Raw genomic sequence first — 21,788 nt, 5'->3', positions numbered from 1 at the left:
ACCCTGCACACATCCTCTCCGGCCCGTAATCCACATGTTCTGTCATAATAATTGACTTTTCAAATGCAATGTTGAAACAGATGTCATCGGCCCTGCTTCCTTGTAGCGTATAAAGGGTTGGAGCGGGAATGGCATTGGCGCTGGGCCAATGGGGGGCATAACCGACTGGCGCAGGGATATCAATGGACGATCTTGGTGTGGCTGTAGTTATTGAAGACGACGCCGATGTGCGCAACCTCCTTGAAGGAGTGTTGAGCCAGGCGGGCTTTGAGGTGCATACAGCGGTTGACGGGCGTGCCGGCGTGGAAGTGGTCCGCAGCAAGCAGGCCAATGTGGTGACGCTGGACATCGGGCTGCCGGATATCGACGGCCTGGAGGTGCTGCGGCGGATCCGCAACTTCAGTAACGCCTATGTTGTGATGCTCACCGGCCGGACAGAGGAGCCGGACCTGCTGTCCGCCCTTAACGCCGGCGCTGACGACTACATTGCCAAGCCGTTCCGGCCACGGGAGCTGCGGGCCCGCGTGGCGGCGATGATGCGCAGGCCGCGGCATGAGATCACTGGACATCAGCCTGCGCCGGCAGGGTGGGGATCGGCGCCCGCAGCGGCAGCCCGTCCCGACGACTCCGCGGTCCTGCAGCACAACGGCCTGGAACTGAACCACCGCACCCGCACCGTGGAAATCAAAGGGGAACCGCTGGGCCTTACGCGCAGCGAGTTTGACCTGCTCCACGTGCTCCTGCGCGGCGGCGGGGCAGTCTGTACGCGGCAAGACCTGGTGCGGGCGGTTCGCGGCGACTTCTACGACGAGGACACGTACATCAGCGAGGCCGACGAACGGGCTGTTGAGGTCCACATCGGCAACCTGCGGCGCAAGCTGAAGGAGGACACCATCTCGCCCCGCTGGCTGCAGACCGTGCGCGGCGTGGGTTACCGGCTGGCGCCCAGCAGGCAGGACGCCGAGCAGGGCTGACCACAGACTGTCTGGTCGCAGGTACCGGGTCAGCCGTTCTTGAGGATGTACGTGGACTGGAGTTCGGACACCGTCTGGCCGCCGTCCTGGGCAACCCGCTCCATCAGGACCTGGCCCTGGCCAAATTCACCCTGCCGAATCAGCGTCTCCAGCAGCTCTGCCAGTTTCGCCAGCCGTACCCCGCCAACCATGGCTGAACTGATTTTCAGGCTGATAGCCGCATCCAGGGCGGACTCGACGTCCTGGCTGCCCACCGCGGCCGCTAGCCGGGCGCAGCGCTGGTCCCACATCGCCGCATAATCGCGGGCAAACCGCTGGGCGAGGCCGGAGCCCGCCAGCTCGTCTTCCAGCTCCTCGAGCACGGCGGCGTCAACGAGCGGCAAGAGTCCTGCCGCTTCCTGTGAAAGTGCCGAAATGGCAGGTGCTGTGATCCCGGGCCGCGGTGGGTCCGCAGCTGCGCTCCTGTCGCTGGTGCCGGGATCTGGACTTTGCATTCTTCAAGGCTACTTCCTGGAATTCGATGATTGGCCTATTTCGGGTGATCCTGTGTAAACCTTGAGCGATCCTCCGCATTCTCTGTTCTATTGCCCGCTGAAGGTCACCACGGTGTTAATGACCGCCGGTCCCAGAATTGCGATGAACAGGACCGGAAAAATGAAGAACAACAGTGGGAACAGGATCATTACCGGAAGTTTCATGGCCTTTTCTTCAGCGCGCTGGCGGCGCTTCACTCGCATCACTTTCGCCTGGACCCTGAGCACGCGGCTGATCGCGATGCCGTACGTGTCCGCCTGGACTACGGCCTGAACAAAGCTGCGCAGCTCCGGAATATTGGTCCTCTCGGCCAGGGCGAGGTAGGACTCCCGGCGGCTGCGGCCCACCTGCATGTCCTGCAGGGTCCGCACCAGTTCCTCCGCCAGAGGCCCCTTTCCGTTGTCCCCGGCACGCGCCATCGCACCCTCAAAACCCAGGCCAGCCTCGACGGAGATCAGCATCTGGTCCAAGGTGTTGGCTAGTTCCAGCTGGATGACCTTCTGGCGCTCCAGCCCTTTGCTGTAGAGGAGGAGGTCCGGGATGAAGTAGCCCAGGAACAGCAGGAACAGCCCTGCCAGTTTCATCAGGGGAGTGCTGCCCACCGAACTTAGGTAGACGCCAGCGATAACGCCGGCCAGACCAATGGCGAGCTTCGAGCCCAACACCTTGCCCAGTGGCATGGATGTGGGCCTGCCCGCGAGGCCAAGCAGCCGGTCCAGGAACGCGACATAGGCCGGCGGGGTCAGCCGGCGGCCGGTGCCTTCGAGCAAGCCAGATTTGGCGGCGGGCGCGGCAGTGATCTGCGCGGCGCCGCGGGACAGGAGGTCGTTGACCGCCACTCGGCCTTGCTTGTCCACTGTGAGGACGGACCAGGCAAGACCGGCAACAGGGACGCAGACCAGCAGGACGGCGAGGAGGACTATCAGGTTCATGGCGTCCTCAGAACTTCAGGTCGATGATCTTGCGCATCCAGAGGGCGCCGATGGCCATGAGGACGAACGATGCACCGATCATTACCCAGCCCAGGGGGTGGGTGAACATCGAGTTCATGTAGTTCGGGCTCACGGATAGGAGCATGGCCACGATGCCGAACGGCATGGCGATGAGGATGTAGGCAGAGAACTTGCCCTCGGCCGCCAGCGCCTTGATATGTCCCTTGATCTCAGCACGCTCGCGGATGGTTTCGTTCACCTGGTCCAGAACGTCCGCCAGGTTGCCGCCCACTTCGCGGTTGATCTGGATGGCCTGGGAAATCCAGATAAAGTCCTCGTTCTTCATCCGCTCAGCGGTGTCGTTCAGGGCGGCCAGCAGGTCGCGGCCCAGACTGGTCTCAGTGATGACCCGCCGCATCTCCTCCGACGTCGGCTTTTGGGACTCGGCGGCGGCTGCATCGATGGCGCGGAGGATGCTGTGGCCGGCGCGAAGGCCGCCGGAGAGGAGCTGGAGGGTATCGCCGAGTTGGCCGTCGAAGGTAGCGCGGCGTTTTCCCGCCAGGAATCCCAGGACGAGCTTTCCCACGAAGGGTGCGAGCAGGGCCAGCAGGATTCCTACCAGTGGTCCTACAGTGACAACACCCACCAGCATGCCAATGCATGCCCCGATACCCACCAGCAGGAAGAATTCTGCCTGGCTCAGGCGCAGCCCTGCGTTTTCGAGTTCCGCCCGGGAGAAGAGGTTGATGTTCCGCCCGTGCAGGAGCCGTTCGAAGGACCGGACGCCGGAAAGCGCCAGGCGGGAGATCGACGACGGCGGCTCGGGTTCAAAGGGACGGCGGCGATCCAGCGGCACTTCCGGCGCGCCCGGCAAGATCACAGCGACGCCCAGCAGGCAGACGGAGGCGAGCAGGATAGCTGCTCCAATTGCAATGATCATGGGTCACTACCTTCCCGGAGGGGTCGAGCCGGCCGGAGGCTGCGGCCCGGCGAAGACGCTGGGGGAGACGTGGATGCCCAGGTCCTCGAACCGGTCGATGAACCGGGGCCGGATTCCGGTGGCTACGGGTTTGCCCAGGAAGCGCCCTTGGGCGTCCACGCCGGCGGAGTAGTCGAAGACGAACGCGTCCTGGAGGGTCACGATGTCCCCTTCCATGCCTTGGACTTCGGTGACATGCGTGATGCGGCGGGAACCGTCGCGGAGCCTGGAGATCTGGACGATGAGGTTGACGGCGGAGGCGATCTGCTCGCGGATGGCCCGCAGCGGCAGGTCCATGCCGGCCATCAGGACCAGCGTTTCGAGTCGGGCCACGGCGTCGCGGGGCGAGTTGGAGTGCACCGTTGACAGGGAGCCGTCGTGGCCGGTGTTCATGGCCTGGAGCATGTCCAGCGATTCCCCGCCACGGACCTCACCCACCACGATCCGGTCCGGGCGCATACGCAGTGAGTTCCGGAGCAGCTCGCGGATGGTCACTGCGCCCTTGCCTTCAGTGTTCGGCGGCCTGCTTTCGAGGCGGACCACGTGCTGCTGCTGGATCTGGAGTTCCACGGCGTCCTCGATGGTGACGATCCGTTCGTCGGCCGGGAGGAAGGACGACAGCACGTTCAGCAGCGTGGTCTTGCCGGTGCCCGTGCCGCCGGAGACTATGATGTTGAGCTTGGCCTTGACGCAGGCGTTGAGCAGCTCGGCCATCTCGGGCGTCAGCGTTCCGAAATCAATCAGGTTGCGGACCGTCAGGGGGACCTTGCTGAACTTTCGGATAGTCAGAGAGGAGCCGCCGACGGCCAGTGGCGGGATCACCGCGTTGACACGGGAGCCGTCCTCGAGGCGGGCGTCCACCAAAGGGGAGGACTCATCAATGCGGCGGCCCACCTTCGAGACGATGCGTTCGATGACCTTGCGCAGATGCTCTTCCGAGCTGAACCGGGACTCGGTCAGAGTCAGCTTGCCTTTGCGCTCCACATAGATCTGGTCCATCCGGTTGACCATGATTTCCGTGACGGCGGGATCGTCCAGCAGGCGCTGGAGGGGGCCGTAGCCCAGTACGTCATCCGCGACGTCGCGGACCAGGCGGGTGCGTTCCTCTGGGGTGAGGGGTACCTGTTCGGCGTCGATGATCCGGGTCAGTTCCTCCTTGGCGGTGGCCCGGAGCTCCTTCTCGGTGACGGCCGCGTCATTAAAGCGCGTCCCCATCTTCTCGAAAAGGGCGCTGGCCGCCCGGAGCTTCATGGCTGCGAAGACATCCACACTGGGTGCCTTGGGCACAGCGGGCCTCCCGGCGTCGTACGTGGGCGTTAGGGGAGTCTGCTGGGCAGGAAGGTGCCGCGCCTCGCCGTCTGGAGTGGGGGGCACGACGGCGGGGCGCGGCGGTTCGAGCACGGCAACGTTGCTGCCGGGCGGCTGGTTGCGGTCCTGGACAGCGCTGATCCGTTCGGAGAGCTTCATTAGATGACCACCCTTCGGTGAAGTTTGCGCTGGGCCTGGGCACGCCACGCCGGGTTGAACCTTTCCACCAGTTGGCGGAGGCTTTTGACGGCGGGGTCCTTCTTGGATTCCTGGAGGACGGGGATACCGCGGTTGGTGGAGAGTGCCACGGCGCGGGACCGGGGGACGCTGACGTCCACCGGCGCGCCGATGGTGGATTCGACATCGCGGACGTTGAGTCCGGCTTTGGCGTCGGCCATGTTCAGGACAACGTGCCGCGATTCGGGCATGATGTCGAGCTGGCGGAGCACCTCGAGGCCGGAGCGGAGGCCGCGCAGGCTGGGGATATCCATGGCGCTGACCCACACCACGTCGGTGCACTGCTCCATGGCGGCGAGGCCGATTTCGGGCATGCCGGGGGCGGTGTCCAGGACCACGTACTGGAATTCCTGGGAAAGTTGCTCAACCAGGCGGCTGATCTGTTCCGGAGTGATGTGGTCTGCGTCCACCGGGTTGGGCGGCGCGCAGAGGGCGTAGATGCCGGCTGGGTGCACGGTGAGGAACGCCTTCAGGACCAGGGAGTCCTGGCTGGCGGCGGGCGTGACGGCGTCGGTGACTGTGTGCTCCGGGTTGAGGTACAGGCCGGAGGCGACGTCGCCGAACTGCAGGTCAAGGTCGACGATCACCACGCTCATGGGCGCGATCTGGCCCAGTCCGATGGCGATGTTCGTGGCGAGGGTGGTTTTGCCGACGCCGCCCTTGGGCGAGAAGACGCCGATCACCAAGCCCTTGCCGCCGTTTTCGGAGTGTGTTTCCGGGCCGCGGTGCCGGGTGGCGAAGGACTGGCAGGCCCGCTCCAGCAGTACGCGGATTTCCGCTGCGTCCGCCTTCGGGCTGAGGATGTCCCGGATACCCGCCCGCATGAAGTGCAGGAGGAGGGCCGGATCCACGTCGCTGACGAGCACCAGGCTGAGCCCGGGGAGCTGGACGTCGAAGACCTTGGCGAACCTCAGCGCCTCTTCGTGGGGGACATCCGGTCCGATAATGAGGACTTCCGGCTGTTCCTGGTTGAGGAGCGCGAACAGTTCCTGCGGGCCGGCCGGGAGGATGTCCGAGCCGATGGTCTGGACGGATCCGCGAAGGCCGTTAGCGACGGCGGCGCGCAGCTTCTGGTCGAAGTCACCGTTGGGGGAGAGCAGGACGAAGCGGCTCACTTGTACACCACTTCCTTGCGTTCGACCTTCGCGCCGTTGTCCTGGGCGTTGAGGGGTTCCTTGGTGAGCCAGAGGCTGCCGTTGATTGAGGTGAAGATGATCTTGCCGGCGTCCACGTCGTTTACTGCGACGGTCAGCATGAGTGAACCCTCGGGGAGCGTGGTGTCCGCGGCGTTGGCTTCGCCTTCCGCGGGCTTCTCCGCGCTCGCGGGCTGGGGTGCCCTCTGGACGGCGGTGACCAGGACCTTGCGGAGGGTGAGTTGGGTGGTGGCGTCACTGGCCGCGGCCTTGTAGGCGCCGTTCTCGAAGTTGAGCGAAATGCCAACGTGGTCGCCCACGTTGATGCGGCCACCCGCCACGCGTTGTGGCTCCAGCTGGAAGGAAACTTCCTGAAGGCCTGCTGGTACCTCGACAGCGCCCTGGGCTTTGACGTCTGCCGGGGCGACAAGACGTTCGGCCAGGAGCTGTTCGCCGGGCACCAGGTCAACGGCGCTGACGGTTCCGGTTTTCCTGTCCAGGGTGCTGAGGGCGGTGTCTGATTTCCCGGCTGCCGGGATCTTCTCGACAACCAGTGAGGCCGCCATGTCGTTGACCGGTGTGCCGGCCGGGATGGCGGTCTTCACCACCAGGACCTCAACTGGTTCCGTTGTTGCCAGTGCCCGCTGGTCTGCGCCTTGGGCGTAGAAGACGATGAGGAGGGCTCCCACAATCGCCAAGGCGACCGCAGCCGTTCCGGCGAGCAGGCGAGACTTCACTTTGAACTCCTGAATGAGGGCTAAGTACGAGGTACTGGTTTTTAGAGGACCGGGCGGGCGATCGTGGCACCGTAAGCGTCCACCGGGCCAAGCGTGTAGCCGTCGGCGAGGGAAACATACTTGATGAAGCTGCCGATGATGCCGCGGCATTCACCCGTGCATTCCGTCGCTGTGGTGACGCCCGTCGTCGTAGACTTTTCGGCTTGATACTCATACGGTAAGCCTGTGCTGCCGCTGAATTTCCAGCCAGTGACTTCGAAAGCCGCGAAGGAGACCAGGCCGTACATGGCGCCCGAACCCGTTCCGGTGACCTTGTTGAAGACTGGCAGGAGGACAATGATTTTTCGTCCCGCAGTCATTTCGCTGGCCCAGCGGTTTAGCTCGGTTGAGCAGTTGCCCGGGGCGTTGTTGCCGGGGTCGCTGCCCCCTTCGCTCACCGCCAGGTCGATGGTCCCTCCGCACGCGCCGGGGTCCTGGACAAGCCAGCCATAACCACCCTCGACCGCTGCCCCGGACGGGCCGTAGTTGCAGTCGGTGTTGGCATTTTTGCCATGTTCCTGGAGGAGTTGGAGCGAGCCGCCGATGTTGTCCTTGACTTGACAGGCGGAGAATGCGAGTGGAAATGCGGTACGGCCGGCCTTAGGGCTTCCCCAGATGGCAGATGAGCGCGCGCCCACTTCTTTGGTTGGTATACCCAGGACGTCAGCGAAGAAAAGGGAGACTGAGTTCTCGACGCCTCCGGTCTCCTTGGCTGAGGTAGTGACGCTGACCTTCCGGGCGGTTTTGTCCAGCTCGGTGTTATACACCTTGCTCATGCCGTCCAGGGCGTTTTGATTGGCGAGGTTGGCGGCGAGTGCGGACGTCGTCGAGCATTCTGCGTCTGCGGCGTCCCGCGCGCACTTCTGCGCGATCGCGATAGCAGAGGCATCCGCGCCGTTTTGCAGCTGAGCGCGTTCCGAGTAGATCACCCCAACGTCTACGGCGATCGCGACGAAGCCAAGGAGGGTGACCAAAAGGATGGCGACGATGACTGAGATGGCACCATCTTCATTCGTTGCCGAGTCCGTGGTCAGCCGCCGCACAGCATGACCCCCTTGCCTGTCATGGGGAAGGGGCCAGCGATGCCAGTCATGGTGGGCAGGTTGTATTTGATGGTGAGGGTGACCTGGGTCCCCGTGCTGCACACGTTCGTGCTCAAGGTGATGTCGGAGTCTGAAATCGTTGTGCTGACTGATGCCGCAGCGTTCTTGGCTGCTGTCCTTGCAGCGATCGGGTCGTTGGCTATCACCATGACCCGAACTCCTTCTCGGCCCGCATTCGTGAGAGTGATTTGGGAGTTGTAGGCACGGCCAAATTCCATCGTTCCGAGGACCAGCAAGAGGAGCACAGGAAGCAGAATCGCGAACTCAACGGCTGCTGCCCCGCGCTCTGATGATTCCCTCATCCTCCGCTTCTCCTTCATGTCCTGCAGTGAGTTGCCCCGATTCGAAGGCCTGAAACTAAGCTGTGCGGTGCAGCTTTGAAACTGCACCGCACTTTATAGGTACTTACACCGCGAGGCGTTCCGCTCCAGCAGAGACGGTGGTTAGAGTGCAGTGTTGACGGAGGCGACAAAGCCATTGAGCTTACCGCCCAAAGTAGTGACTGCGACGATGATGACGACTGCGATAAGGCCAACCATGATCCCGTATTCAACAGCTGTGGCGCCCTTTTCGGCGGCGAGGCGGTTCTTAAGCGTGAAGCCGAGCGTCTGAAGGGTTGCGATGAGAGAAAGCATTTTGTACTCCTGAGCGAGTTGGATGGCTGGCCCTGCACCAGCGCTAATACGAAGTTAGCAACGACTTTGGCCGTTCGAGCCGATCTTGGAGAACCCTGCGTGAAGGCTTCCCGGAGTGTACTTTTCCCGCGCTTTTGCTTGGTTTTCCCTGCGTTAACACTGGGATTCGGGTATGCGCAGGCACACGAACGGACCCCCTCGGTTCTGGGTGCCGAGGGGGTCCGGGTCTTTGGGGGCACAGTGGCGCCGATGGGTGTTTAGGTAAAGGCCTCAACGATCTTGATGGCTGCCGGCCCGAGGAGAACGATGAACAGCACCGGGAAGATGCACAGCAGGAGCGGGAAGAGTACCTTCACGGGCAACTTCATCGCTTTTTCCTCGGCCCGTTGACGCCGCTTCACCCGGGCCTGTTTGGCTTGGGTCCGAAGAACTTTGGCAATGCCAATGCCGTACTTGTCTGCCTGAACCACTGCCCGGACGAAGCTTCGCAGGTCTTGAACAGACGAACGGTCAGCCAACGCCTGATAGGCCTCTTGTCGGGGGCGCCCTACTTGAATGTCCTGCAGAGTACGCATGAGTTCCTGTGCCAGGGCGCCGCCGCCGTAACCTCCGGCTCTGGCCATCGCAGCTTCAAACCCTAGCCCGGCCTCCACGGAGATGAGCAACTGGTCGAGGGTGTTCGGCAATTCAAGCTCAATTTCCTGCTGGCGTTTGATGCCCTTGTTGTAAATCAACAGGTCGGGGAGGAAGTAGAGGAGAACGGTCAAGAAGAGTCCCAGCGCGATCACTTGTGCTGACGGGGAATTTGCATACATCATCAGTCCCAGAACTGCGCCTGTCAGTGCGAGCAATGGTTTTGCGATGATCAGCCTGTCCAAGGGCAGTGATGCCGGTCGACCTGCGAGTGACAGCCAGCGGTCCAACTTTGCTTCATAACCAGTCGGAGTGAGGCGCCTCGACAGGTCCAGTAGCGCAGGCGGCCGTTGGATCGATAAGCCTCCCTCCTGTGTGAAGCCCTGGGTCAGGTTTGTTTGAACGGCAATTGCCGCTTTGCGGTCCGTCGTGGCCAGGGCCCAGACAAGGTAGGCGAGCGGGAAAACGATTAGTGTAATGAAAAGCCACGCTATAGGTGTCACGGGGTCCCCCTAGAACTTGATCTTCACGACGCGGCTCATCCAAAAGCCGCCTACGGTGAACATGGCCACAGCAGCGACGAGCATCAGCAAGCCGAGCGGTTTCTCCACGAACACATTGAGGTACCCGGGATTGATGAAGGCGAGGATGAAGGCGACGCCTACCGGCATGGCCATCAAGACGTAGGCCGACATCTTTCCTTCCGCGCTGAGGGATCTGATCTGACCCTTGATTTCGCTTCGCTCGCGTATGGTTCCTGCGACCTGCTCAAGTACTTCTGCTAGATCGCCGCCGACTTCGCGATTAATCTGGATTGCCTGGGAGATCCAGCGGAAATCCTCGCTGTCCATGCGTTCGGCGACGTCGTCAAAGGCCACCCGTGCGTCCTTGCCGATCCGAGTTTCGTTTACGATGCGCAGGAGCTCTTCAGAGGTGGGGGCATCTGCCTCCTGTGCGGCAGCTTCAACCGAGCGGAGAACACTATGCCCTACTCTCAGCCCGCCAATAAGCATCTGTATGGTGTCGGTCAGCTGTTCCTCAAACTTGGCACGGCGCTTGTCCCTGAGAATGATGAGGACGACCTTGGCAAGAAAAGGTGTTGCTGCCCCTACCAAAAGGCCTAGGAGCGGATGGGTGAGCAGGGCAGCAAAAGCTGCGACCAGGACGGAAGCTATAGCCACGCCAACAGTGAAATCCGCGGGCGCCAATTTCAGTCCGGCGTTGTAAAGCACTTCCCGGTTATAGGGGCCGCCGGACTCACCGATAACATTCTCGACCGCGTTGACGGCCGTCTGGGAGACCTTAGCGACGGCAGATTTGTCTTGCCGGAGGCCAAGCCGTCTCCGTTCCAAGGGAATGGAACCGAACCGCGGCTTGAAGACAACGAAAACCACCAAAACTATGGCGGACAGGCAGAGCGCCACCGCAAGCACGAACACCGTGGGGGAGTCCATGGCTACCGCCGTCCTGCAGGGACCACTCCGGCCCCGAAGACCGCGGGTGATACGGAAATGCCAAGTTCGGCGAACCGATCCAGAAAGCGGGGACGAATGCCGGTGGCTTCTGGCTTACCGAGGAAACGCCCTTGGGCATCCATGCCTGCTGCGTAATTGAAGAGGAAAGCATCCTGCAGGGTAACGATGTCGCCTTCCATGCCTTGGACTTCCGTCACATGGGTAACGCGCCGGCTTCCGTCGCGGAGGCGAGTCACCTGGATGATGAGGTCCACGGCCGATGAAACTTGTTCCCTAATCGCTCGGAGGGGAAGATCCATGCCGGCCATGAGCACCAGGGTTTCCAGGCGCGCCACTGCGTCTCTCGGTGAATTTGCATGCACAGTGGACAAGGAACCGTCATGTCCGGTATTCATTGCCTGCAGCATGTCAAGGGACTCGCCGCTTCGAACTTCCCCCACAATGATCCGGTCGGGCCTCATTCGGAGGGAGTTGCGGACAAGCTCCCGGATAGACACTGCACCCTTGCCTTCGATGTTCGGCGGCCGGCTTTCCAGGCGGACAACATGCTCTTGTTGAAGCTGCAGTTCGACAGCATCCTCAATGGTGACGATGCGGTCCTCGGGCGGAATGAACGAGGACAGGACATTGAGCAGCGTTGTCTTGCCGGTACCCGTGCCGCCCGAAACAATGATGTTCAAGCGGGCGCGAACGCAAGCGCTAAGCAACTCAGCCATCTCGGGAGTCAGTGAACCCCAATCAATCAGGTTTTGCACAGTCAGGGGCACATGACTAAATTTTCGAATGGTCAGCGATGGCCCGTTTACTGCGAGTGGCGGAATGATGGCATTGACCCTGGAACCATCCTCCAGGCGTGCATCCACCAGCGGCGAGGACTCGTCGATCCGGCGGCCCACCTTGGATACGATACGTTCGATGACTGTCCGTAGGTGGTCGTCGGAGCTGAATCGCGTCCCTGTCAACGTCAAGCGTCCGTTACGTTCGATGTATATCTGATCGAAGCGGTTGACCATGATTTCCGTGACTGATGGGTCCTCCAACAACCGCTGCAGGGGGCCATACCCCATCACCTCATCAGCGATTTCACGAATCAGCCTGCGCCGTTCTTCAGGAGACAGGGGAACCTGTTCCTGGTCAATGACTGTAGACAATTCCTCGACAGCAGAGGCGCGAAGAGCCTCTTCCGAAGAAGTAGTATCGCCGAACCGGGTGCCCATCCGTTCGAAGAGCGCTTGGGCGGCCCTTTGTTTCAGGTTTGCCAAAGCATCCACAGCTGGGGCCGTCCCGGCGGGCGCCGTCGCACCCGACTTCGACAAGAGCGATGGGGGCGACGTCGGTACCGGGACTTGCAAGTCAGGCGCAGGGGCCGGATTGGGGATATTTTGACCTGGTAGTCCGGCCGAAGTGCCGTTGGTCCTGGAAAGCCGGTCTGAGAGTTTCATGAGACAACCACCCGTCGGTGAAGCTTGGTCTGTGTGGACGCTTGCCATTGGGGATCAAAGCGGTCCACGAGCTTCTTCAGCCCTTTGGATGCAGAATCCCTGACGTTGCTTTGGAGGATGGGTACCCCCCGGTTAGTGGAGAAGGGAAGCGTCCTGGACCGTGGAACGACTGTATCCACGGGGACTCCGATTGTTGCTTCAACGTCCTGAACTGAAATTCCGCTCTTGCGATCGGCGAAATTCAAGACAGTATGCCGGCCCTGGGGAAGCAATTGGAGCTCCCGGAGCACTGCGAAGCACTTGTGCAGTCCACGAATACTGGGGACGTCCATGCCACAAACCCAGACGCCGTCCGTTGCCTGTTCCAGAGTCGCGAGAACATGTTCGCCCAGCCCCGGTGCTGTGTCGACGACTACATACTTGAACTCGCTCGCCAGCTGGTTGATGAGCCTGCTGACGTGTTCCCCAGTTATGGAATCAGATTCGGCTGGCGTCTTTGGCCCGCAAAGTGCATAAATGCCTGCGGGATGAACTGTGAGAAAGGCCTTCAGCACCATCGAGTCTTGGGAAGCTGCCCCGTGAACTGCCTCCGTTATCGAGTGCTCCGGCTCAAGCAGGAGCCCGGAGGCAACGTCTCCGAACTGCAGGTCAAGGTCCACTAACACGACGCTCATAGGCGCAACCTTCCCAAGACCGATTGCCAGGTTTGTCGCAACAGTGGTCTTGCCAACACCTCCTTTGGGTGACATGACGGCAATAACCCTTCCCCGATCCTGATGTCCCTCAGCCGCCGGAGCCATCCCCCGGCGGCGACTTGCAGAAGCTAAGCACGCCCGTTCCAGCAGCACTCGCAGCTCGCTTGAGCCAATTTCTGCTGTCACGACGTCCCGAATTCCGGCATGCATCGCACGTAACACCAATTCTGGATTGGGCTCCGAAATCAAGAGGAGGCTGATCTCGGGGTATTGCAGGTCGAAGACTGTAGCCAGCTTGAGAGCATCGTCAGGTGCGACTCCTGGACCAAGAATCAGAACTTCCGGCGGCGCACCGTTGAGCTGTCTGAAAACGTCGTCAGGTCCGCCCGCCAGCACTTCTGGCGACAACGTCTGCAGTTCCCCGTGGAGCGCCCCTGTGATGGCCTGGCGAATCCGCCCTTCGAAATCCCGGACAGCGGTTATGGCCACGAAACGGCTCATCAGTACAGCCCTCCATAGGTAGTTACCGGAGGCGTGGTCTTCACTGTGGAATCCGTCTGCTTGGCCAGCCATAGCTTTCCGAACTCTGCGGTGTAGACGAGTTTCGACGCATCGGCGTCGCTTCTCGCGAAGGTGATGAAAGCGGAGCCGTTAGGCATTTCAACTGCCGGCTCGGATGGACTCGAGCTTGCATTGTTCTTCGAATCGGATGGTGCTTTCTGCACTGCGGTGATGAGAACGTCGTGGAAAAGCAACCCTGTTTGCCCGTCCTCTTTCTCAAACGAAGAGTAAACCGTCACTGTGTCTCCTGCTTCAAGCCGGCCACCCAGGATGCGCTCGGGTGACAGCAGGAGCGTGACTTCCTCAAGGCCGTCCGGGACTGGAACGGTGCCAGGGGCAAGATCGCGGGGATCTACCAGGCGGGCCGCGAGCAGCTGCTCACCCGGTTCGAGGCCGACAGCGGTGACTTTGCCCTCCTGCTGGTCCAGGTTGGTGAGTGCACCCTCGGGAACTGCGGACTTGGGTATGGACTCGATGCGGATCTTGCTGGCCAGGTCAGACGACTTTGTTCCGGCGGGGACCTGTTCAGTGACTACGAGGACGTTCACGGGCTCAAGCCCTGCTTGGGCGCGAGCTGATGCGCCCTGTACGTAAACAAAGAGGAGAACGGCTCCAACTACTGCCAGCAGTAATGCAGCTAAGCCTCCCAGTAGGCGTGATTTCACTTCAATTGCTCCTTCATAGACATGACAAGCGGGACGTAGTCCTGCTTCGTTACTTCGTTAGGAACACCTCGATTGCCCCAAAGTTGGAGCCACCTCCGGTGGAAGTCCCGCCCTCGCCGAGAGAAACAAAGCGGGAAAAGTAGCCTTGGAGTCCCCTGCAATTTCCGCTGCAGTCCGGCGCGAGGTCGTCATCGACTTCGAGTGAGCCACCGAACCTGTACCCCGTAACTTGAAAGGCAGCGAAACCCACCAACGTGTACTGGGTATTTGAACCGCCATCCGTTGCCGAGTCGAAGAGCGGGACCAGGGCTGGTTGCTCCATGATGGTGGCCAGGATGGCATCGCATTCAGCGGCGGTGGGGAAGTGATTTCCAGGTTGGCCAACGACTGTAGAGTCAATATCGATTTCTGCTTCACAACCATCGGTTGTTTCCAACCATCCGAAGCCGCCTGGCTGGTAGCCATTCTGCGCGGAGCAGCCAGGATAATCGGGGGCGTTCTCGTCGTATCGCAGGAGGATGTGGGTAGACATGGGATCTCCCGTGAAATTACCCGTAGCGTCGAGATCTGCAAGTTGGGTCGTTGTGAGGTACTTCCGGAACACACATTCGCTTACCGTCCACGGCAAGGTAGATCCGGAGTTTGGGGGTCCCCATGAGGCCTCCGCAGCAGCTGTGATGCCAGTGGTTTCGATGCCGAGGGCCCTGGCAAAGAAGAGCGAAAATCGGTCGTTGCCGGAACCTGCTTCACGGGCGTTGGTCTCCACGCGGACCGTATTGGCGTTGGGCTGCGTAACGGAGAACACTCCGGTAGAGCTATCGTTGGCATTGGCGTCGGCCAAGCGGTTACGCGTGGCGGTCATCGCCGTGGTGCAGTTCAACCCTTTTGCACAATCGCCAGCAATGGCCAGGGCCGTCGCATCGGCCCCGTTTTGGATCTGAGCTTTCTCCGAATACATCGCTCCGACGTCCACTGCTATGGCTGCGCATCCAAGTACCGCAACCATGAGTACGGCCACGATGATGGCTGCTGCACCTTTTTCTGAGTGCGGCCTTTTGGTTGACGTTCTTGAGTTGAAACGAGCAAGTTTTCCTAACCGCCGCATCTCATAACCCCCACTCCTGTCATAGACAACGGAAAGATGCCGGCTGCGCCGAAGAAGCCAGCATTCAGAAAGCCCGTTAACGAGGGCAACGCCACCCTGGTCTGGACCCGAACATTGGAAGTTGACGTGCAACTGCTTGCGTTGTCGGTGACGGTGACGCTCAGTCCCGAGAGTGATGGCGCTGCTGCGAGGGTGGCTGCCTGGACGTCGAAACCAGGCTCGCCGTGGTGTATGGCAGCGTACCTGGCCCCTTCCCGCGCGGCTTGAGTGAGGGACACCTGGACATTGAGAGCCCTGCCGAACTCTATGATTCCCAGGAGGATCAGCAGCAGCAGCGGGAGGACTATGGCCATCTCGACCGCTACGGCGCCTCTTTCCTTCCGTTTTTTCTTCATGGCCTCTCCCAGAGTGTCCCATCGAAATTTAGTAAGTTTGTTAGCTGTGGCAGCGGCCGCATGAACCACTGCCACAGCTGTAGCAGCCCTAGAGAGAGGCTGAAACTGAAGTGAAAAGGCCCGCGATCTGGGGACCCAGGATGATGACAGCCGCCATAACCAAGACCGCAATAAAGGCGACCATGATGCCGTACTCGACCATGGTCGCGCCCCTCTCATTCGAGGTGACGCGTGCCCGGACGGTGTGGAAAACGGATGTGAGCGTAGCAATTAGAGCGTTCATTTTCGTTCCTTTCGAAAAGCAGAGTCTGGTGCCCTGGAGGAGGGAGTAGGAGGGCGATCAAGTGAGGCTGGTGCTCCCCCTCCTACCCCGGTTAGGAACCTAGAGCGAAGCTGACACCCGGGTGAAGAGGCCGGCAATCTGCGGGCCGAGGATGATGACGGCTGCCATCACGAGTACGGCGATGAACGCGACCATGATGCCGTATTCCACCATCGTGGCGCCCTTCTCTTCGCGGGTGAAGCGATCCTTGACGCCGGCGATGAAAGCAGTCATTGAGACCATGAGAGAAGTCATTGTAATTTCCTTTAATTCGGTGAAATGGATTATTTGATTTCAACGAATTTCCAGCTGCCCCCATAAATCCTTAGCGGCTGGACTTCGCTAAGAAGAGATTGTCATTCGCCCTCAAACGCAACAATGCGTAGTGGTACTCGACTTTTTCGCGGGCGCCAAAAGTACGTACTTGAAAGGTTGGGGAAGTACTCAGAAAGATGGGTGCGTACACCGCCCCACTACTTGGGCGGAGTGCGCAGCCGATCAGGGGCAGGGCTCAAAAGGCCGCAAGAAGACGCTAGAGGAGGAAGAGGGTGGCTGCCGCGGTAGCGCCCAGCATCGAGGGGCCGTGGGCCACCTCCGTCGCTTTATTCCGGCTCTTTCGGCCGAGAATAACGACTGTGGTTAGGCCGTTCAGGACGAACCCGAGGAGTCCCCCGAAGAGCAGTTGGCTCCAACCTAGGTACCCCAGATAAAGGCCGATAGGCGCAGCAAGCTTCACGTCACCCATTCCGAGGCCCCCTGGGGAAATTAGTCCCAAAATAAGGTACGCAAGAAACAAAATCACGGCTCCGAGCACTGCGCGCAGCAGGTTATCCGCCTGCTTATCAAATAGGCCGGGCATCAGAAATAGAACAAGGCCCCCTACGAGGAGGGCTAATACAAGGGGATTGGGCAGCAAATGCAGTGCGATGTCAATCCTGGCCAGTTGTATGCCTAGCACGCCCAGGAATATAAAAGCTGGCAAAGCAAAGCTCGTTCCCAATCGCAGGCCAAAGGCCGCGCAGACAAGGGCGGTAAGTGCCGCCGTCGTGATTCTGATGGGGAGGGCCGGCAGGGCACCCAGTCTGGGAACGCACTTGACGATAAGGACATCGGTGATGGGGCAGAGGATTAATCCCGCGAAGCCGGCGCCAAGGACCAAGAGCCATGCTGTCGAATCGTCACTTCCCATTCCAAGCACCGGGACCCCTGCCTCCATCAGGCCGGCAAGCGCTGAGTCGCCTCCGGCTACCCCATTTTGACCCTGAACACCTTAACGCGCTAATCTTGGTAGTCGTTGTGCGTGTCCTATTCCGATGGTGCGTGCCCGCTTGAGAATCCGGTTGCAGGATGACTACTCAACGTGCACATTCGGAACCTCAGGATGACTGGTTACATGGAGCCCTCACCTCTGTTCCGGTAGCGCGCAGACAGTAGGTGCACGAGCTAGTGACACCTAAACAAGAACGCCAGAACAAGAACGAGGCAAACACCGTGCGTACGTACACCCCGAAGCCCGGCGATATCAACCGCCAGTGGCACGTCATTGACGCCACAGACGTTGTCCTTGGTCGTCTTGCAAGCCAGACCGCAATCCTGCTGCGCGGCAAGCACAAGGCCACCTATGCATCCCACATGGACATGGGCGACTTCGTCATCATCATCAACGCTGAAAAGGTAGCCCTCACCGGCGCCAAGCTGGAGCAGAAGCGCGCATACCGCCACTCCGGCTACCCGGGCGGCCTGACCTCCGTCAACTACGCGGAACTGCTGGAATCCAACCCGGTCCGCGCCGTTGAAAAGGCCATCAAGGGAATGCTCCCCAAGAACTCCCTCGCTGCACAGCAGCTGGGCAAGCTGAAGGTGTACCGCGGTGCTGAGCACCCGCACGCCGCCCAGCAGCCCAAGACTTTCGAAATCACCCAGGTCGCCCAGTAGTCCTGGCCACCAAACAACTTATCTATACAAGGAGAACCGTGGCTCAGAACGAAGAGACCACCGAAGCCGTCGAGGCTGAGGAAACCCTGACCAGCTACACCTCTGAAAGCTCAGCTGCTGACGCCGCTGCGCCGAAGAAGGAGCGCCCGGCGCTGACCGTTGCCGGCGCAGCAGTTGGCCGCCGCAAGGAAGCCGTTGCACGCGTCCGCGTTGTGCCCGGTTCCGGCAAGTGGACCATCAACGGCCGCGCGCTGGACAACTACTTCCCGAACAAGCTGCACCAGCAGGACGTCAACGAGCCCTTCAAGATCCTTGATCTGGAAGGCGCCTACGACGTCATCGCCCGCATCCACGGCGGCGGCATCTCCGGCCAGGCCGGCGCACTACGCCTCGGCATCGCCCGTTCCCTGAACGAGATCGACGTCGAGAACAACCGCGCCACGCTGAAGAAGGCCGGTTACCTGTCTCGCGATGCCCGCGTCATCGAGCGTAAGAAGGCTGGTCTCAAGAAGGCCCGCAAGGCTCAGCAGTACTCCAAGCGCTAAATCCGCTTGCACAAAAGCCCGTCCCGCCATTGGCGGGGCGGGCTTTTTGTCTGTCACCCTGCGGCGGCCTCGGCGAAAGCTGGGGGCCGGAAGGCGCCCATGGAGCGCACCACCGCCGAGGAACGCCTCCAAATCTGTAACACTCCCTCATTGACTACGCGGAGCAGATGGAATCGCAGTGGGTGCGCTTCTGGCGGTTCTATGGTTGGTACGGGAGCAAGTCGTAGTACTGGGCGCTTTCGATCTGCTCCGCGGGAAAATTGGTTCTAACCCATTCGACGATTTTCGCTGACTCGCCACGGCCTTCCAGCGTCAACGGGGGCAGCGCCTGGATCACGAACGATGCCACCTTGCCCTCGTCCACCATTGCCTGGAACTCTTTCAACGTCGGAAAAGGATCTGTGCCGTCAAAACCGCCGATAGGCATCACGGATCGGCCGCTGTCGAGTTGGTAATTTGCTGCAGTCTCAGAACCCACCATCGCGGATGGCCACTCGACCGAAGCTGGAGTAGCACGAAGCCGTGCGGTCACCTCCTCCTCGGGGATGTCGCCGAACATCACCGCTGTGAAGCTTGGTGGCACGTCAGGTCCTACCTGCTTCCGATCAGGGTGGTCTGTCCGTATGCCTAGAATGCTGGGCCCAGCTACAACGCCTGCGCCTGCGTGCGGGCTCAGTACCGTGTTGACCGACCACACTGTCGGGCCTAGCAAGAGCGTCACCGCGAGAATTCCTGTGGAGATAGACCGCAGGATTTGCGTAGGCGGAGGAAGCAGCTGCAGGGCGATCACAATCGACCATAGGCCCAGTGCAACGAGAGGTCCTCCTGGGAAATCGGCAGTTGACCGAACCGCCGTTACGAAGCCTAGGACCATCGTCACGAGCAAAGTGCCGGCAAGTGCCAAACGGACGGGCCTGCGATGACGAAGCCGGTACATGTGAACCAGGGCGATCGCTGCAAGGCAGCACAGCGGCGGGACAAGCGTCAACGAGTAGTAAGGGTGGACGATGCCCGACATGAAAGCAAGCACTGTGGCCGAACAGACAAACCAGACTCCGCAAAGAAAGAGGAGCGCCCGGTACTGTGCAGTGCCGCTGCGATGCTTCAGGTGCCATATGGCAAGGAAGAGCCCTGCGATAGCGAGGGGGAGAAACCACCCGAATTGCCCTGAGAACTGTGGCTGAAGAAAGCGTTGGAATCCTGGATCAAGTTTCTCCACCAGGCTGGCTGCGCTCGGGGACATGGTTCGGCTGGCATCCTCGCCGGTAAGTCGATCCACTCCGTTGTAACCGAGCGTCAGCTCCACCGCGCTGTTGAAGCGGGAGCCTCCGACAAAGGGCCGGTTGGAAGGCGGCGTCATCTGCACCACGAGGAACCACCAACCGCCCGTAACAGCTGCTGCTAAGAGGGCAGCCAGGAGGTGAAGCAGTCGCTTACCGATCGGGGCACTGGCAAACATCAGGTAGGCGGCAGCGATGGCAGGCAGTAGCAGTGCTATTTGGAGCTGCTTCGTTAACAGCGCTGCACCGGTGAGCACGCCTGCCAGGATAAGCCAGCGGAGGCGGCCTCGGTGGATTGACTCCAACGCCGCATACGCAGCGCCTATCATCAGCAAGGTGAGCAGAGCATCCGGATTGTTGTAACGGAACATCACCGTCGCCACCGGGGTTACGGCAAGAGCTGTGGCCGCAAGGAAACCTGCGGCGGCGCCAACATAGGTCCGAACCATCCGGTACAGCAGATGCACGCTGGCTACGCCCATCAGCGCCTGGGGAACCAAGATGCTCCAAGGAGTGAGGCCAAAGGCCCAAACAGAGGCGGACATCACCCAAAGGCTGAGCGGAGGCTTGTCCACGCTAATGGCGTTTCCGGGGTCAGAAGACGAGAAGAAAAATGCCGTCCAATCCTGGGAGCCCGCCATCGCCGCAGCGGAGTAATAGGAATTTGCCCAGCCGTTGCGGTCCAAGCCCCACAGATACAACAGGCTTGTTAGGGCTAGGAGTACAAATAGGGCGAAGCGTTGTGTCCCCTGGCCGGCAAGCAGCCGACGCCGCTCTGCCGGGAGCCGTGACGCGGGTATTAGTTCTGCCGAAGCCTTGGGAATGTTCATCGGACCGTCGGTCGCTGCCTTCAAGCGACCCTAGCCAATTTGACGCTTGAGGATAGCGTTTGTGCAGCGCTCTCCGAATTGCGAACACGGAAGACCCAGATGCGCAGGAGCGCAAATCGCATGAGCGTCGCAAGAATATTGGCCCCGGTTAGTGTCACGAGCTCCATAGTAGATGAAGAGTCCGGAGTAATGGTGTGCAAAACCAAAAGTGAAGATGATGTGATCGACCAAGCCAATGCAAACACAACAAGGCCTTGGAATTGCTGTGTGAAGAGCTTTTCCGGGCCGTTAATACCGAAGGTAAAACGCCGGTTCGCAGCTGTGTTGCCGACAGCCGTCAAGAGTAGGGCAAAGAAGTTGGCTTGCTGAGCCCCGAAAGGCCCTTGAAACAGTAGGAACAGTAAGGCGAAGGCCATCGTTGATATGGCGCCGACTATACCGAACCGAATAACCTGGCCAAAGAAACTGGGCCGAGACTGGGTAACTATTGGCCGCCGCCCTAGCTCGGCGTAAATTGCTTGCACGGGAATCGAGCCCTTAACCAAGGACCCGGCGACACGAACCATTCCGCGGATGTCGTCGATGGCAGTCTGTCGGATATCCACCCTGCTGTCCGGGTCATCCACCCAATCCACGGGAATCTCATGAATTCGCAGGCCTGAGCGTTCTGCGATGATCAGTAGCTCTGTGTCAAAGAACCAGCCATTGTCCTCGACATGGGGAAGGAGCGTTCTGGCAACGTCTGCGCGAATGGCCTTGAACCCGCACTGCGCGTCGGAGAAACGGACCTGCATCGTGCGTTTCAGTAGGAAGTTGTACGAACGCGAAATAAACTCCCGCTTTGTGCCCCGGCTGACGCGGGAATTTTGACCGAGTCTCGTGCCGATGGAGATATCCGAGTGGCCGGACAACAGGGGTGCCACCAGTGGCGGAAGGGCCGCCAAATCAGTCGAGAGGTCTACATCCAAATATGCCAAGACTTCGGCTTTGGACGAGCTCCATGCATCACGAAGTGCATGCCCTCGCCCCTTGATGTCCAAACGCCGGTAGGCAACGTTAGGCATGGTCTCAGCGAGACGAGTGGCAATAAGGCGTGTGTTGTCCGTGCTGGCGTTGTCGGCGATAGTAATCTGCCACGTCGCCGGCATTTCCAGTTTCAAGTAATCGACGAGCTCTACGATGCTCTTTTCGAGTACTGATTCCTCATTGAAAACCGGTACAACAATTTCAAGCGCCAGGCCCCCGCGGCTAAGTTTCATGCTGTGTATGCTATAGACGCGTGCGGGCGACCCGC

At 60.5% G+C, this 21,788-nt stretch carries 24 protein-coding genes; 3 read left to right on the top strand and 21 right to left on the bottom strand.

Annotated elements, in window-relative coordinates; all coding sequences use genetic code 11:
- Positions 1 to 182 precede the first annotated feature (182 nt).
- Positions 183 to 974 (top strand): response regulator transcription factor, encoded by a 792-nt coding sequence (locus FBY31_RS07400; RefSeq protein ID WP_142038769.1) that lies wholly within the window; start codon positions 183 to 185, stop codon positions 972 to 974.
- Between the two features lie 29 nt (positions 975 to 1,003).
- Here the strand turns inward: FBY31_RS07400 and FBY31_RS07395 are convergent, their stop codons facing one another.
- The 19 genes from FBY31_RS07395 to FBY31_RS07305 form a co-directional block, all read right to left on the bottom strand.
- Complete coding sequence (locus FBY31_RS07395; RefSeq protein WP_142038766.1) at positions 1,004 to 1,468, bottom strand: Hpt domain-containing protein; 465 nt, start codon at positions 1,466 to 1,468, stop codon at positions 1,004 to 1,006.
- A gap of 87 nt (positions 1,469 to 1,555) precedes the next feature.
- Entirely contained in the window at positions 1,556 to 2,440 is an 885-nt protein-coding gene (locus FBY31_RS07390; RefSeq protein ID WP_142038764.1) for a type II secretion system F family protein, read from the bottom strand.
- Positions 2,441 to 2,447: 7 nt separating this feature from the next.
- Positions 2,448 to 3,380: a type II secretion system F family protein gene (locus tag FBY31_RS07385; RefSeq protein WP_142038761.1), complete on the bottom strand. Its 933-nt coding sequence runs from the start codon at positions 3,378 to 3,380 to the stop codon at positions 2,448 to 2,450.
- A 6-nt stretch (positions 3,381 to 3,386) separates the two neighbouring features.
- Positions 3,387 to 4,886 carry a CpaF family protein gene (locus FBY31_RS07380; protein WP_142038757.1) on the bottom strand — a complete coding sequence of 500 codons (1,500 nt, stop codon included), beginning with the start codon at positions 4,884 to 4,886 and terminating at the stop codon, positions 3,387 to 3,389.
- The gene (locus tag FBY31_RS07375) at positions 4,886 to 6,079 is read right to left on the bottom strand and encodes an AAA family ATPase (RefSeq protein WP_142038754.1); all 1,194 of its coding nucleotides are present in this window, start codon (positions 6,077 to 6,079) and stop codon (positions 4,886 to 4,888) included. The genes FBY31_RS07380 and FBY31_RS07375 overlap by 1 nt, the downstream gene beginning before the upstream one ends.
- Positions 6,076 to 6,834: a Flp pilus assembly protein CpaB gene (gene cpaB, locus FBY31_RS07370; RefSeq protein WP_200833329.1), complete on the bottom strand. Its 759-nt coding sequence runs from the start codon at positions 6,832 to 6,834 to the stop codon at positions 6,076 to 6,078. Before cpaB (FBY31_RS07370) ends, FBY31_RS07375 begins: the two co-directional genes overlap by 4 nt.
- A 41-nt stretch (positions 6,835 to 6,875) precedes the next feature.
- Positions 6,876 to 7,916, bottom strand: a complete 1,041-nt coding sequence (locus tag FBY31_RS07365) for a pilus assembly protein TadG-related protein (protein WP_142038749.1) — start codon at positions 7,914 to 7,916, stop codon at positions 6,876 to 6,878.
- Complete coding sequence (locus FBY31_RS07360; RefSeq protein ID WP_142038746.1) at positions 7,904 to 8,278, bottom strand: TadE/TadG family type IV pilus assembly protein; 375 nt, start codon at positions 8,276 to 8,278, stop codon at positions 7,904 to 7,906. The genes FBY31_RS07365 and FBY31_RS07360 overlap by 13 nt, the downstream gene beginning before the upstream one ends.
- 141 nt (positions 8,279 to 8,419) lie before the next feature.
- Positions 8,420 to 8,611 carry a Flp family type IVb pilin gene (locus FBY31_RS07355; protein ID WP_142038743.1) on the bottom strand — a complete coding sequence of 64 codons (192 nt, stop codon included), beginning with the start codon at positions 8,609 to 8,611 and terminating at the stop codon, positions 8,420 to 8,422.
- Positions 8,612 to 8,868: 257 nt separating this feature from the next.
- Complete coding sequence (locus tag FBY31_RS07350; RefSeq protein WP_142038740.1) at positions 8,869 to 9,747, bottom strand: type II secretion system F family protein; 879 nt, start codon at positions 9,745 to 9,747, stop codon at positions 8,869 to 8,871.
- Positions 9,748 to 9,756: 9 nt separating this feature from the next.
- On the bottom strand, positions 9,757 to 10,698 hold the full coding sequence (locus FBY31_RS07345; protein ID WP_142038737.1) for a type II secretion system F family protein: 942 nt from the start codon (positions 10,696 to 10,698) through the stop codon (positions 9,757 to 9,759).
- A gap of 2 nt (positions 10,699 to 10,700) precedes the next feature.
- A complete protein-coding gene (locus FBY31_RS07340; protein WP_142038733.1) occupies positions 10,701 to 12,161 on the bottom strand; it encodes a CpaF family protein in 1,461 nt (486 codons plus the stop codon).
- Positions 12,158 to 13,357 carry an AAA family ATPase gene (locus FBY31_RS07335; protein WP_142038730.1) on the bottom strand — a complete coding sequence of 400 codons (1,200 nt, stop codon included), beginning with the start codon at positions 13,355 to 13,357 and terminating at the stop codon, positions 12,158 to 12,160. The genes FBY31_RS07340 and FBY31_RS07335 overlap by 4 nt, the downstream gene beginning before the upstream one ends.
- Positions 13,357 to 13,965, bottom strand: coding sequence for a Flp pilus assembly protein CpaB (gene cpaB / locus FBY31_RS07330; RefSeq protein ID WP_235012962.1), 609 nt, complete (start codon positions 13,963 to 13,965; stop codon positions 13,357 to 13,359). Before cpaB (FBY31_RS07330) ends, FBY31_RS07335 begins: the two co-directional genes overlap by 1 nt.
- A 166-nt stretch (positions 13,966 to 14,131) precedes the next feature.
- Complete coding sequence (locus tag FBY31_RS07325; protein WP_142038725.1) at positions 14,132 to 15,187, bottom strand: TadE/TadG family type IV pilus assembly protein; 1,056 nt, start codon at positions 15,185 to 15,187, stop codon at positions 14,132 to 14,134.
- Entirely contained in the window at positions 15,175 to 15,582 is a 408-nt protein-coding gene (locus FBY31_RS07320; protein ID WP_142038722.1) for a TadE/TadG family type IV pilus assembly protein, read from the bottom strand. The genes FBY31_RS07325 and FBY31_RS07320 overlap by 13 nt, the downstream gene beginning before the upstream one ends.
- Before the next feature lie 88 nt (positions 15,583 to 15,670).
- Entirely contained in the window at positions 15,671 to 15,865 is a 195-nt protein-coding gene (locus FBY31_RS07315) for a Flp family type IVb pilin (protein WP_142038719.1), read from the bottom strand.
- A gap of 99 nt (positions 15,866 to 15,964) precedes the next feature.
- On the bottom strand, positions 15,965 to 16,159 hold the full coding sequence (locus tag FBY31_RS07310; protein WP_235012961.1) for a Flp family type IVb pilin: 195 nt from the start codon (positions 16,157 to 16,159) through the stop codon (positions 15,965 to 15,967).
- Between the two features lie 277 nt (positions 16,160 to 16,436).
- Positions 16,437 to 17,120, bottom strand: coding sequence for a prepilin peptidase (locus tag FBY31_RS07305; protein ID WP_235012960.1), 684 nt, complete (start codon positions 17,118 to 17,120; stop codon positions 16,437 to 16,439).
- A 275-nt stretch (positions 17,121 to 17,395) separates the two neighbouring features.
- Between FBY31_RS07305 and rplM the strand changes: the two genes are divergently transcribed.
- Positions 17,396 to 17,839 (top strand): 50S ribosomal protein L13, encoded by a 444-nt coding sequence (gene rplM / locus FBY31_RS07300; protein ID WP_009358699.1) that lies wholly within the window; start codon positions 17,396 to 17,398, stop codon positions 17,837 to 17,839.
- A 38-nt stretch (positions 17,840 to 17,877) separates the two neighbouring features.
- Positions 17,878 to 18,384, top strand: a complete 507-nt coding sequence (gene rpsI / locus FBY31_RS07295) for a 30S ribosomal protein S9 (protein ID WP_050684362.1) — start codon at positions 17,878 to 17,880, stop codon at positions 18,382 to 18,384.
- A gap of 199 nt (positions 18,385 to 18,583) precedes the next feature.
- Here the strand turns inward: rpsI and FBY31_RS07290 are convergent, their stop codons facing one another.
- Together FBY31_RS07290 and FBY31_RS07285 are read right to left on the bottom strand one after the other, a co-directional pair.
- The gene (locus FBY31_RS07290) at positions 18,584 to 20,518 is read right to left on the bottom strand and encodes an ArnT family glycosyltransferase (RefSeq protein ID WP_142038713.1); all 1,935 of its coding nucleotides are present in this window, start codon (positions 20,516 to 20,518) and stop codon (positions 18,584 to 18,586) included.
- A complete protein-coding gene (locus FBY31_RS07285; RefSeq protein ID WP_142038710.1) occupies positions 20,515 to 21,753 on the bottom strand; it encodes a bifunctional glycosyltransferase family 2/GtrA family protein in 1,239 nt (412 codons plus the stop codon). Before FBY31_RS07285 ends, FBY31_RS07290 begins: the two co-directional genes overlap by 4 nt.
- Between the last annotated feature and the right edge of the window lie 35 nt (positions 21,754 to 21,788).

This window comes from Arthrobacter sp. SLBN-100 (genome assembly GCF_006715305.1).
GTDB lineage: Bacteria > Actinomycetota > Actinomycetes > Actinomycetales > Micrococcaceae > Arthrobacter.
Note: the sequence above shows the minus strand (reverse complement) of the source record. Positions and strands in the feature narration are given on the sequence as shown.